Annotated in this window: 9 protein-coding genes and 1 tRNA gene; 4 read left to right on the forward strand and 6 right to left on the reverse strand. The window is 38.0% G+C overall.

The annotated features are described in order from the left end of the window. Nucleotides 1-147 precede the first annotated feature (147 nt). Nucleotides 148-1,596: an MBL fold metallo-hydrolase gene (locus WAE64_RS08505; protein ID WP_340235877.1), complete on the forward strand. Its 1,449-nt coding sequence runs from the start codon at nucleotides 148-150 to the stop codon at nucleotides 1,594-1,596. Nucleotides 1,597-1,684: 88 nt separating this feature from the next. Beyond that, complete coding sequence (locus WAE64_RS08510; RefSeq protein WP_340235879.1) at nucleotides 1,685-2,809, forward strand: PepSY-associated TM helix domain-containing protein; 1,125 nt, start codon at nucleotides 1,685-1,687, stop codon at nucleotides 2,807-2,809. Nucleotides 2,810-2,845: 36 nt separating this feature from the next. Here the strand turns inward: WAE64_RS08510 and WAE64_RS08515 are convergent, their stop codons facing one another. Then, on the reverse strand, nucleotides 2,846-3,784 hold the full coding sequence (locus WAE64_RS08515) for a sugar phosphate isomerase/epimerase family protein (RefSeq protein WP_340235881.1): 939 nt from the start codon (nucleotides 3,782-3,784) through the stop codon (nucleotides 2,846-2,848). Between the two features lie 24 nt (nucleotides 3,785-3,808). After that, nucleotides 3,809-6,304 carry a M14 metallopeptidase family protein gene (locus WAE64_RS08520; RefSeq protein WP_340235883.1) on the reverse strand — a complete coding sequence of 832 codons (2,496 nt, stop codon included), beginning with the start codon at nucleotides 6,302-6,304 and terminating at the stop codon, nucleotides 3,809-3,811. Between the two features lie 179 nt (nucleotides 6,305-6,483). On the opposite strand from WAE64_RS08520, the gene WAE64_RS08525 reads away from it, so the two are divergent. After that, nucleotides 6,484-6,555: transfer RNA gene (locus WAE64_RS08525), tRNA-Glu, on the forward strand. A gap of 464 nt (nucleotides 6,556-7,019) precedes the next feature. Next, the gene (locus WAE64_RS08530) at nucleotides 7,020-7,925 is read left to right on the forward strand and encodes an OmpA/MotB family protein (protein WP_340235885.1); all 906 of its coding nucleotides are present in this window, start codon (nucleotides 7,020-7,022) and stop codon (nucleotides 7,923-7,925) included. A 79-nt stretch (nucleotides 7,926-8,004) separates the two neighbouring features. Here the strand turns inward: WAE64_RS08530 and WAE64_RS08535 are convergent, their stop codons facing one another. From WAE64_RS08535 to WAE64_RS08550, 4 genes are all read right to left on the reverse strand, one after another. Continuing rightward, a complete protein-coding gene (locus tag WAE64_RS08535; protein ID WP_340235887.1) occupies nucleotides 8,005-8,343 on the reverse strand; it encodes a hypothetical protein in 339 nt (112 codons plus the stop codon). A gap of 13 nt (nucleotides 8,344-8,356) precedes the next feature. Beyond that, nucleotides 8,357-10,012, reverse strand: coding sequence for a M28 family metallopeptidase (locus WAE64_RS08540; RefSeq protein WP_340235891.1), 1,656 nt, complete (start codon nucleotides 10,010-10,012; stop codon nucleotides 8,357-8,359). Nucleotides 10,013-10,275: 263 nt separating this feature from the next. Next, a complete protein-coding gene (locus tag WAE64_RS08545) occupies nucleotides 10,276-11,073 on the reverse strand; it encodes a penicillin-binding transpeptidase domain-containing protein (RefSeq protein WP_340235893.1) in 798 nt (265 codons plus the stop codon). 71 nt (nucleotides 11,074-11,144) lie between these two features. Continuing rightward, nucleotides 11,145-13,247 (reverse strand): alpha-amylase family protein, encoded by a 2,103-nt coding sequence (locus tag WAE64_RS08550; RefSeq protein WP_340235895.1) that lies wholly within the window; start codon nucleotides 13,245-13,247, stop codon nucleotides 11,145-11,147. Between the last annotated feature and the right edge of the window lie 5 nt (nucleotides 13,248-13,252).

Genomic DNA, 13,252 nt, shown 5'->3' on the forward strand with positions numbered 1-13,252 from the left:
CAAACAGTATATTTTTTACAATAGCATCATCATAATATAATGCTGTGATAATACAGAATAAATTAGGGAGCCGCATAATAAAAATAATTGCTATTTGTTTGATAGCCAATATATTAATATAATATTTGACTACTAAACAAAAAGAAAATGCCTAAATACATTGCTTATCCGGAGGCCCGCCAGTTCGAAAATCCTGATACAGGGTCAAAAGTATTGAATAAACTGCTTTGGGGTGATTTTGTAACTGTGCTTGATGAAACCAGCAATGCGGATTTTGTGAAAATAAGATGCCGTGGGGATGAGGGCTGGGTGCAACGTGCCAAACTTCAAGATGAAAAGCTATTAGAGATATGTTTTGTAGATGTCGGTCAGGGGGATGGTTGTTTGTTAGTAACGCCTGATGATAAATTCATATTGGTTGATGCAGGTAAAGACGAAAACATGGTTCGTTTTCTGAACTGGCGTTTTAACCTGAAAAAGAAAACCACGCCTTTGCCGATTGAAATGCTGATTATTACGCACTCCGACGAAGACCATTATGGAGGTTTTAGTAAGATTATAAACCATGATAAAATAGAAGTAAAAAGAATTTATCATAATGGCGTTGTTGAACGAACCGGGACAGATTTATTAGGCCCTGAAATTAAAGTAGGTAGTATTAAATACTTAACCAGTGTGATTCAGACAACTACTGAGCTAAAGACGCTATTTGATGACCCTGCCAACAGAGGTCGGAAAAAATATCCTAAGCTGATGCACGATGCTTATCATAAAAGGGGTGTTGGAACAATAGAAATGATTAAAAAAGGAGCGAGCGTAGCAGGATATACATCAGCTGATGCAATACATTTTGAAGTATTAGCACCCGTAACAGAAACTATAAATACTACTGAATGTTTAAGGGTATTGGGTAACGACGGAGAAACGAAAAACGGGCATTCTATTGTGATTCGCCTGCACTATGGGAATGTGAAAATTCTGTTAAGCGGAGATTTAAACGAGAAATCACAACATTTTCTGACAGAACATTATACTGATTTTAACCCGGAAACTATGCAGGAGAGTGACGTTCAGACCATGATTACCGAAGGCCGCAAAGTATTTGAATGCCACGTGGCAAAATCCTGCCATCATGGGTCTGATCATTTCATGGACGATTTTTTCTCGTTCATCAATCCTATTGCAACAGTTATCTCAAGTGGAGATTCCGAAACGCATACGCATCCAAGACCCGAAACACTTGGAGCAATCGGGAAGCATAGTAGGGGTAAAAGGCCATTAATTTTTAGTACTGAGCTGGCACGTTCTACGCTAGAAAGAAAAGGCATAAGTTTGGTTGATTATGAAGCCTTGAAAGCACTTAATGCAGAATTAAGGCAAACAGGTTTAACAACAGAACAAAAGAATATCATTAAAGGAAAAATAACCAAATTAGAATCAACACTTGAGCGAAATGTGGCTGTTTATGGCATGATAAACCTACGGACTGATGGGAAAAAGGTAATGTTTGCCCAGAAAAAAGAGCAAAAAGATGCCGGATACATCTATTGGTTACTCGAACCAAATGCACAAGGCGAGCTCGAATACAAAATATAACTTAAAGAGCCTGATATTTTATCAGAAGATGGGTAAATTGCAAAGCAACATTTACGACCATCTACAGATAATCTATTAGTATTTAATAATGAAATTGAATCGTCAGCTTTTTAAAGTCCATAGTTGGCTGGGGCTTATTAATGGTTTTTTCTTGATTTTACTAGGCTTAAGCGGTTCGGCGCTGGTTTTTAAAGATGAAATTGACGATTGGGCAAATAAAGAACTCCTCACAGTTGATGTGGGACATAGAGACATCCGTCTCCATTACATTTATGAGGATATTACCCGCCGTTATCCGGCACTTGATGGGATTGCCTGGCTAAATCCTAAGCCTGGGTTAGGTAAAGCTTACAATTTCAGATTGTACCTCAACGATGCCCGCATTACAAGTTATGACTTAGGGCTTATTTCATATAATCCTTATACAGGTGAGGTCTTGCGTGAAGGCTCAATAGATGACCTCAGCCCAAGTGTAATCAACTGGATTTATCAATACCATTTCAGCTTGCAATTGGGCGTGCCTGGTGCTGCCTACGTAGCTACTTTAGGTATATGTCTGATAATTTCTATTATAACGGGCCTAATCATCTACCGTAAATACATTCTAAAAGTATTAACGTTTCGGATTAAAATTAATCGGAAAAACTGGCGTACAATCACTTCTGACTGGCACAGAATAATAGGCGTGTGGTCATTATTTTTCAATGCTATTATTGCCTTTACAGGTTTCTGGCTGAATCTCTTTGCTTATGAGCCCAAGGTATGGGCTAATGAAATGATTCCTACACCACCAAACACACTAGCAAAAGTATCGTTAGATTCTCTTTATGCGCAAGCTTTGTTGCAAATGCCAGATTTAACACCTACGTATGTTTATTTCCCAACTCAACCAAACAAGCATTTTTTTGTGAGAGGGTTGGTAGAAGGCGAAGCTCCCATTTGGGCAGGAAATAATTCTATTCGTTTCGATGCGCAGACAGGCGAGTTGATTAGTATCAATCGAATCGCCGACGAGCGTTTCTGGAATAAGGTTGAGGCTACCTTTTATTCGTTGCATATAGGTAGTTATGGTGGGCTACCTATCAAAATAATCTATGTGCTTATTGGGCTTACTCCCGGATTTTTATCTATCAGCGGTTTTTTACTTTGGCGACGTAGACGAATAAGAAGTAAGGCAAACATTGAAGCAAAAAATAAGCGTTCGCAAAATTAAATTTGCGAACGCCTGATAAAATATAAGCCAGATGTCTTAATACAAGACACTTCTGAGTAAGTCTACACTTTTCTTTACACCGGTATTTGGGTCTTCGTTGCCTTCAAATTCGATTGAAACATAGCCCTGATAATTTACTTTTTTCAGAATATCAGCAATACGTTTGTAATCTAGGTCAAGCGAGTACCACACGCCACCGCCATAATAAGTTTTGGCTTGTACAAAACTGGTTTGCGGTGCTATTTTTTCCAGTTTATCGTAAGGATTTTCAAGGAAATTACCCGTATCCATCAATAAACCCAACCACGGTGAATCGATTGCATTTTTAATGCGTAGCATACCTTCAGGCGTTGAGCCAAGCCCCCAGTGGTTTTCAAGGGCTAATAAAACGCCACACTCTTCGGCTTTTTTCAAACATTGCTGAATACTATCGATACACCATTTAAAAGCCTCATCTTCTGTGTAGCCTTCAATAGCTGGCTCGATACCACGTTTGGCCATAAAATCATCGAATGATTTGATTGTGCCCCAACGGCCGGTATTAAGGCGCATACAAGGAATACCCATTTTGTAGGCCAACTCAATGCAATGGTTGGTGTGCTCAATGTGCTTTTTCAGAACCTCTTTATCTGGCGAAACAAAGCCCTGGTGAATCGAAAGGCAAGTCATGGCAATACCATTTAAAAAAGCGTGCTTTTTTAGTTTTTGTAGGTAGGCGTTGTCTTCACCTTCCATCTGGCGATGTAACACATCAATACCCTCTAAGCCTAGTTTAGCGGCCTCATCTATCACTTTTTCTATCGGAAATTTTTCTCCTTTAAAATGCCAGTAAGAATAACTCGAAACACTTAGTTTTATTTTCCCTGCCGCTGGTGGCGGGGTAGTAGCTTGTGTTGTATGCGCAAAGACAGGCGTGCAAACAGCAGCACTACCTAATGCGGCATTTTTAAGAAACGATCGGCGGGTTGAATCCATGGTTGAATACGAAATTAGGTTATGTTAATACACTAAAAATACTGCATTGCCAAAAATTAATTTACCACTGTACCAGAAACCTCTGAAAATCGGGTCATCAGCCATATATACAATTTTTCCTCTACCCATTTCTTGTACACCAAAAATCAAAGTGTTTTTCATTTTATCTTTGGCTTTTTCGCCTACAAATCCGGTTACGTAATTATTGTCTTTCAGATAGCCAACATTCCAGCCATCTTTTATGTATTCAAAATTATATGGGTCACGAGCCAATAAGTGGTAGCTACCATCGGTACCATAGCCCAGCGGATGGGTTTTGTCTATGTCTACCTTGTAGATAGCACCAATCACTTGTTCCGAAATACTTTCACGCTCTCTTGTACCATAAGATTTCAATTCAGCTTTATCGCTTGAATTATCTTTTCTGCGTTTCAATCCAAAACCGTCTTTATCTGCAAAATAATTAGTTGCGCCTTCCATAGCAATCACCTTACCACCGCCTTGAATCCATTTTTTCAGTGCATCGCCATTGCCAAAAATTCTATCATAGCTTCCGTCTGCCAAAATCAAAACATCAAGTTTGTCGAGCGGTACACGAGAAAACGTAGAACCTTCGATAACCGTAATCGGATACTTGATTTGTTGCTCAAAATAATGCCATACTTCACCAAAGGCAGTAGGAGAGATGCCATCGCCTGAAATAACAGCTACACGAGGATTTTTAAGCACGCTTACATAATTAGAGCCAAAGTCGTTACCGGAAGCAACCATGCCCGAATTTGTAGCCAGTAAATTAATACCAAGTGTTTTTGCTGCCGACTGAACGATGTTATCAAACTCGTCGCCTAGTCTTAAATTATTGGTGCGGGTAATTATAATAGAGCCGGTCTCAAATTTTCGACCGCCTGTTTCAAACGGAAATTCATTAAAACGAACCTTGATACCTTTTGCCAAAATCTGCGATAAGAATTTTACGTCTTCAAACGAATTATATGAAGCTACATACGCATAAGGTTTACCTTCAACAACCAGTGCGGGTGTTATGTTGCTTGCTTGTGCATTACCTGCTGATAGTTTTTCTTTGGTTGCAAAGGCTTTCAAGCCATAAGCATAAGGTAAGCCCCAAGCTGTAATATCATAAGTAAGTGAGTCTTCTAGTGTTGTTTTAGGCTCAAACAAGATTTTTACAAAAGTACCTTTAGGCTGGTAAGTGCTTATAAGTAAATCGTTGGTTTCTATCTTGAAACTTTCATCTTTCAGGCTCTGATACCCAAAACCAGATGCAGAGGCATCTTTGCTGGCATAGCTATAATTGATTTGCAGTTTATCCAACAAGCCTGTTAACGCTTTTACTCGGGCCTCGCTGCCTTTGCTTTTCAAAACAAATGATTTATATGTACCAACTGGGGCTGTTTTGTTACGTTCAAAGAATTTAATAAACTCGTCTACAGTTTTATCTGCTCTTGACGAGATAGCCTCTAGCGTAGCCAAACTAGCCGAAAAATGGTGAGAGATACGATAAGAGAGTGTCAAAGTATCCCCATCGTCTTTAGCTATGGCAATACCTGCACGGCCGCCACCACCTTGTTCGTAGGTCATACCGATAGCACCATTATATGATGGATACGTATCTCCGTAGCTTGGGTACAATAAATCGTAGTTTTCTTTAGAGAAATACAACCAGTAATTTTTGTCGAAATACTTTTTATTGTAATCACCAATCGTTTGTTGGAATTCTCTTTGCCATGCAGTAAGGTCTTCGTGGTATGGGCGAGCTGATGGCGGGAAATAATAAGGGGTATTTACACCCATCTCATGAAAATCGGCATGTAGGTGTGGCATCCATTGATTATACATTTTTAGCCTTTGCATCGAAATTTCCTGTGTTTGCCATGCCCAGTCACGGTTAGGGTCAAACAAATAGTGATTAAAACGTCCACCAGGCCAAGGTTCATTATGTTCTGCAGCAAAAGGCGTAGCATTGAAACCCTGATTCGCTACACGGTTATACCATTGTGCATATCTATCGCGCCCGTCGGGATTAATACAAGGGTCTATTAATACAACAGTGTTCTTTAATATGTTTTGTGTAACACTATTGTTTTTGTTGAGCATCTCATATAATACTTGCATAACGGCTTCTGAACTTACAGCCTCATTGCCGTGTACATTGTAGCTTAGCCATGCAATAGCCGGAACCTTAGTAGTTGCTTTGCCTTCTAACAAACCAATGCTTTTAAGATTTGATGTGCGTATCTCTTCTAGCTTCGATAAGTTTTCTGGAGTAGCAATTGCTAGCAATACAAGTGGGCGGCCTTCGAAAGTAGTTCCATAATCAAAAATCTTTACCTGAGTAGGGTTCTGTGCTGCTACGTGGCGAGCATAGTCTACAATACGGTGATGGAAGCTAAACTTTGTTCCTAATTTATAACCAAGAAATTCGTCGGGGGTTTTAGTGGTCTGAGCACTCGCCCATAGGGTATTGATGAAGAGAAAAATGAGCAATGAAATTTTTTTCATACTTAGTTTCGAGTAGTTTTTTAATATTGTCCAAATATATGATTTTTCAGCCTGAGAATTGGGGTCGAAAAAAAAAAATGAAAATTTTTGATTTTTTTTTGGTCAGCTATTGCATTGTAAAAAAAAAGCTGTACTTTTGCACCACGTTACAGCAACGCAGACGATAAATGGAACCAGCCGGCCCTATCGTCTAGCGGTTAGGACAAGTCCCTTTCACGGATTAAACAGGGGTTCGATTCCCCTTAGGGTCACAAATCGCTGCGAAGCCTTAACGTAAAAGCCTGATAGTCAGCCGATTGTCAGGCTTTTATTTTATAAGTTTCAATATTTGTAAAATAAATGTAGAAACTGCACTGAGCTGATTTTTAAAATATTTTTGGAAAATCTTAAATAAGGTGTGCGTTGGCTCTGCCGACATCAAAAATAAAAAATCAACTTTTTACACGCTGTTAGGTGTAAAGCGAAAAAAATTAACAAAAATAAAATTTTAGCTAAATTTTTTACTTTTAAGCATTTTTAGTGCGTGACTAAGATTAAAATTTGATAAAGTTTGATACTATTCTGATGATTTTTGATTCATAAATAGTATTTTTTTATCAAGTGGTAGTACTAAACGTAAAAAAACAATAGTACGCCTAAGATTTAATTTTTTATTAATTCATTATTTTCGAAATTTACAGAAATTTTAAACCCTAAACACAAAGTAGATTAGTGTATGAAAACCCCTTCTAAATTTCTATTTTTTATTGCCGTAGGTATTTTTATGTCGTCGTGTGTGGCGAAAAAGAAGTATGCTGGTCTTCAACAACAGTATGAAAAATCACAAGCTGATTTAGTAAAATGTGGTGATACCGTGCAAGACTTCAAAGATCGTTTGGCTAAAGCAGAACAAGAAAGAGAAAGCTTGCGTACTGCAACAACAAATGATATCACACAACGTGACCAACAAATTAAAGATTTGAGAGATCAGGTTAATGATTTGAAAGGTCTTCGTGACAAGCAATTGGAACAAGTTGGTAACCTTACTGTACTTTCAAAAGCTGCTAACGATAACATCGACAAAACTTTATCTCAATTAGAGAAAAAAGATAAGTATATTAATTTGTTACAAGCAGCAAGAACTAAAACTGACTCTATTAATCTTGCTTTAGCTGTAAACTTAACACGTGTGTTGAGCGCAGGTATAGAAGACAAAGATGTAGAGATTAAAGTTGACAAAACTGTTGTAATGGTAAATATCTCTGACAAAATGTTGTTCTCGAGCGGAAGTCACAGACTTTCGAGCAGAGCTAACGAAGTGTTAGGTAAAATTGCACAAATCATTGCATCTCGTCCTGACCTTGAGGTAATGATCGAAGGTTACACAGATAACGTATCAATCAAAACTGATTGTATCAACGATAACTGGGATTTGAGTGTGAAAAGAGCTACTTCAGTAGTACGTGCACTACAAACAAACTTCAAAGTTGATCCAAACAGATTGATTGCAGCCGGTAGAGGTGAATACAATGTTTTAACAAGCAACGATACATCTGAAGGACGTGCAACTAACCGTCGTACTCGTATCATCTTGATGCCGAAACTTGACCAATTCTACGATTTATTAAATCCTGATAAATGATTTAATATTGAATTAAGATAAATAGAAATGCCACTTTGGAAGTCCAAAGTGGCATTTCTATTTATCATCTATTTATTGATTAATTTAACTCTTTCAAGTGTTTATAACTTACTCCAATCACAATAGCAGGAATGAGAATAGAAAACAGTGTCCACATGCCCATACTGATAAGTACAACCTGATTAATAACATTGAATGCTATGTAACCATAGAAGCCCCATCGTTTCTGTATCCAGATACCGTATACACTGGCAAAACTTGCCAGCACTGTAAAAGCCAAATAAGGTGGGTACCACGTACCTATTGTTTTAGTGCTACTAAAAAAAATGAGAGGAATAGATAGTGCAGCCCACACAAAACCTGCTGTACACGCAAATGTAATGGCAGCCGGCCTGTTTGTCTCGGTTGATTGATTCATTATTTTCATTTGGTTATTTTTTTCTTAATGCTTTAAATTCTGAGCCTTCTTTCCATTGTGGAAAGGTAGTTTCAGAGGCCAATCTTTTTCCTATCTGAAATAGTAAAATGGTATCTTCTAAACCGCCTTCCAGTTTCCAGGTTGTGGCATCATACTCATCGGTAGTTTGGTGATAAAAATGCTCGGTGTAGGCTTCTTGTTGTTTTTTACCATATTCTTTTCCTTGTGGTATTTCATCAACGCCACTTCCGGTAGTAAGGGCAGGTACGCCAACTTTTGCAAAACTAAAATGGTCAGAACGGAAATAATGTCCTGCTTCAGGGTGAGCTTCAGGTGCAATGTACCTCCCTTTGCTTTCTAATTCTTTTTTCAAATAATCTTCTAAATCAGACTGACCTTCGCCGCCTGCAATAGAAACATCTTTTGTAGGGCCAAAATTGTTTATTACATCAATATTCAGATTGGCCACTGTTTTATCGATAGCATAAACCGGATTTTGTGCATAGTACGCCGAACCTAATAAGCCTTGCTCTTCGCCTGTTACAAACAAAAAAACAATGCTACGCTCCGGTTTGTTTTTCAAACTCTTAAAAGCTCGGGCTACTTCTAATATAGCGGCTGTACCACTGGCATTATCTAATGCCCCATTATAAATAGAATCTCCTTTTGCATCTGGTTTGCCTATACCGAAGTGGTCCCAGTGAGCAGTATATATAATGTATTCATCGGGGCGTTTAGTGCCTGTTATTTTTCCGATTACATTTTTAGACTCGTTAAATACTGCTTTTACTTTCATAGAGGTAGAAACTTTCAGATTCAATGCCATAGGTTTAAAACCTTTTTGGTTAGCATTTGCTAAAAGTGACTCGCCATTGCCAATAGTGTTCAATAGTTTTTTAGCTGCGGCTTCGGTAATCCAGCCTTCCACCGGGCAACGATATTCCTTGCTGCCTCTGGTATCAAGGTGTTGTTGAGATTTACCCCATGAATTCTGAACCACACTAAATGGATAAGATGCCGCTTTTTCGTTGTGTACAATCAAACAAGCCTTTGCTCCCTGGCGTGCGGCTTCTTCAAATTTGTAAGTCCAGCGGCCATAATAAGTCATTTCTGCGCCTTTAAACATAGTAGTATCACCAGAGCTAAAACCCGGGTCGTTTACCATTACTAGCACTACTTTATCTTTTACATCAAGCCCAGCGTAATCGTTCCAGTTATATTCAGGGGCTACCACGCCAAAACCTGCAAAAACAACTTCATCGTTATTTAAAGAGATTACTGAATCAGTATTTTCTGTCCAGATTACATAGTCGTCCATATTTTTTAAAACAAAATTCCCTTTGGCCGATTGTATTTTCATGGTAGGGTCGCAGGTTGGGGTAATTTCAACCATTGGTACTTTCTGAAAATACTCATTGCCATTGCCTGGCTCAACACCCATATTTTTCAGGGTTTGAGTCAGATACTCAACTGTTTTGGTTTCACCAACAGTAAATGGGCGGCGACCCTGAAACTCGTCTGAAGCTAGGGTAATAATATGTTGTGCAAGACTGTCTTTATTAAAAGAACTAAGGCCATCTTGTTCATCAAATGAACTTTCTGTACTGCTGCATCCTGTAAAAAACACCGCAGTCAGCATAGTTAAAGAGGAGAAAATAATTTTTTTCATAATAAATTTAGATTGAGCATAGTGAGAGGCTAATCAAGGGTTTAGGTTACTTTTTGCAAAGGGCATAAATAGTACATTAGCCCAAATATACTATTAAAATTTCACTTGAGATGCTGTTTTGCTCTTATACTCTCATTAAAAATGCTAGGTATGTATCTTTTATGAAGTTGGTTTGTTAGTCCATCTAAAGAAAGAAAGAGTAAAAAAGGCATTAATCTGTAAATTATTGAACAGATTAATGCCTGTAATGATTTTAATAATACTTATTCTATTGCATTCATCTGTTTAAGAATGTTCTTCGTTATGTCTTTACGGCATTGCCCAAAGTTTTTGTTGATAATGCTGCGCTTTTTTATGATTCTGGTCGCAAAGAAATAGGCGTTGTCGTTTCGCTCAATATAGCCAACCCACCAGCCTATGTCATTGCCCGAAACCCTCGTCCAGCCCGTTTTTGACCTAATGCTATAAGTATCGTTTTTTTCTGTAAGCATTACCCTTTTCAAAATCTCAATGTTTCTTTTTGAGAACGGTAGTTTTTCTTCATATACTTTTATCAAGAACTCAACCTGATTAATAGGTGAAATAGCAAAAGCACCAAAGTTCCAGAAATCGGCATCTTTTTGAGATAAGTTCTGGTTACCATATTGGCAAAGTTTTAAATAATGTTTGTATCGTTCTTTACCTATCTTTTTGGCTAATTCTGTAAACACCCACCCGGCCGATACTTCAAAGGCTTCTTTTACGGTCATGTCTTTATAAATATCCGGTCGGTAGCCATACAAAGTAGTATCTGTAGTACCAACCCATTTTACTACCTCGTTTTCATCTTTAATTACGTTAGTTTCGAGTGCAATCAGTAAATTAATTATTTTGAATGTGGACGCAGGTAAGGTTTCGAGTTTGGCATCAGCATTATTACTGAATACCCATTTTTTGTTTTTGTAATCATAAACAGTAGTGCTACCATTTATATCACAATCTTTAAAGGGTTTAACAAAATCAATTTGTGCCGAAATCTGTGCAGAATAAAGGAAAGCAAAAAGGAAAATAATAGTTCTCATAATGGGGTTTTAAATGGTAACAGGTTTATTAAATAGCATATTTTTGAGGGTTTAGACTTTATTTCTGCTATCTATCTGTTTATGACAATTCCATCAAAATCTTCAATGGTTTTCAGCTTAAAGCTCACAAAACCACTGGCCCATGTAAACGGAATAGCGCTACCTGAGTTAAGCGAAAATATATTAGAAGGCTTAAACTCAGTTTTGATTTTGAAGCTAGTATTATAAACAGGTAAAGGCTTAAAATAAGTATTGCCACTAAAGCCGGTTAGATTCACAAGGTGTAAAATCAAACCATCGCTTTGCTTTTGAGCGTCGTTGGCTAGAATATTCTTTTTGTATTCCTGCAAAATTACTTCTATGCGTTCAGGGGCATTTGTCTGAACGATTTGCCCGTTTTCGGGAAAGATATAATCAATCACATCAAGCAAAATATTTTTATGCTGCTCATAGCCATGCAAGTAATAAAGCTTGCCCAGATTAATTGGTAATATAGCATTTTTAGCTTTTGCCTGCTCCTTAATACCTAATGCATAATAATTGGTGGGTTCGTGCCCTCCGATGATTTCTGGTGGGCCGGGTCTTCCTTTGCTTAAGATGGGTAAATAGGTTTTGTCGGCGTCAGATAAATCATACAAGCCTAGATTAAACTTCCAGAAAAGCATTTTTTGTTGGCCGAATCGCTTAAATAACTCTTTATTATCAGGTGATAAATAAAAACCGCTGCCATCGTGGTCTTTATTCACGATTTTTGCGCCAAACAAAGTTTGTAAAGTTTCGGGCGAGTCAAAAAAACTACGATTTGTAGCTATCAGGCTTGTGCCTTGCTGGTTAAGGTCTTTTAGTAATGCAATGGCTTCCGGTTTTAAATAGCTTATTTCGGGCAGTATAATCAATCTGTATTTTTGAAGTTTCTCTTTTAGATTCGATATCTGTGCGTCTTCAATAATATCGAAAGGAATATGTGCTTCTTTCAACATCAATTGTATCCCTCTGTATTCCTGCATCGGTTCGCCGCTTGGCCATGCACCCGGCGCAATAAGTGCTATTTTAGCTACTGAAGTGTAATTGCCAAAGTACTGTTCATGCTTCTTGTGATGCGAATATATTTTCTTTACTATACCAAAATTGCGCTCATCTTCATAGCCGCGCATATCGCCCATCATGCTTATATCTAGTCCTGAGCCGTTGGCTATGTTTTCATACAAACGAATACCCACTTCTTCGGGCTCAACGGCATTGTATCTCGACTGAAACGAAATTTGCTGAATACTACTATTGCTGATAATATGCTCAGGAAAAGAGTTAGCAGCGTTACTTACATTATCAGATGCACTATATGGCCAGTAGGGTAGGCTATTAGTCTGCGATTCATGACGGATAATATCAACGTGCTTGTCGAGATAAGTACAAATAGCAATCTGATTACTTTTTGATTTTACGAGTTGGTGCAATCGCTCCGACCAGTTTTCTATTGTACTTTTCTTAAAACTGAGGTATTGCTGATACACAGGGTCGGTTTTATCTTCTACAGTAGGTAAGGCTGTGCCATTGCTATAAGCCGCAAAAGCTTTTTTATCATATTCATTCTGGTCTATACCGTGATATTTGCCTTCGTAGGGGTTATTGACCTGATACCCTGGCATATTCAAGAAGATTCCATCAATCGGGAAATTATCGATTACTTCTTCAATAATTTTAAAGGCTTTGTCTTGCACATAAGGCGCATTGATAGATACCACATACATATCTGTATTTATAATGCGCTCGTTTTTGGGCGAAATATAGCACCAGTCAGGGTGCGCTTTAAAGATGCTTTCGTGTACCCGACTGAAATCAAAACGAACAATTACTTTTATATAGTGTTGATGGCATTTCTTTACCACCTCGGCTAGCATATCTTCTTTCATGTAGGGGTTTGTATAATGAAAGTCGAGCTTGGTTTTATAGAATGCCATAATACCACCAGCATTAATAATGAGCGTATTGGCCGAATGGTCGATTAAGTCTTTTACTAATGAGTCTGGGTTGAGTGTAGCCGCTTCATAAGCAGGTAAATTGGTCTGGATTACTCTTAGGTTGTTGCGTTTCCACCAAGGCTTGGCTGTTTGCGAATAAGTGATAGTAGAAAGAAAACAGAGAAATATTAGGCTTAATAGTTTTTTTTTGTTCATAGAAG

This window comes from Emticicia soli (assembly GCF_037860775.1).
Taxonomy (GTDB): domain Bacteria; phylum Bacteroidota; class Bacteroidia; order Cytophagales; family Spirosomataceae; genus Emticicia; species Emticicia soli.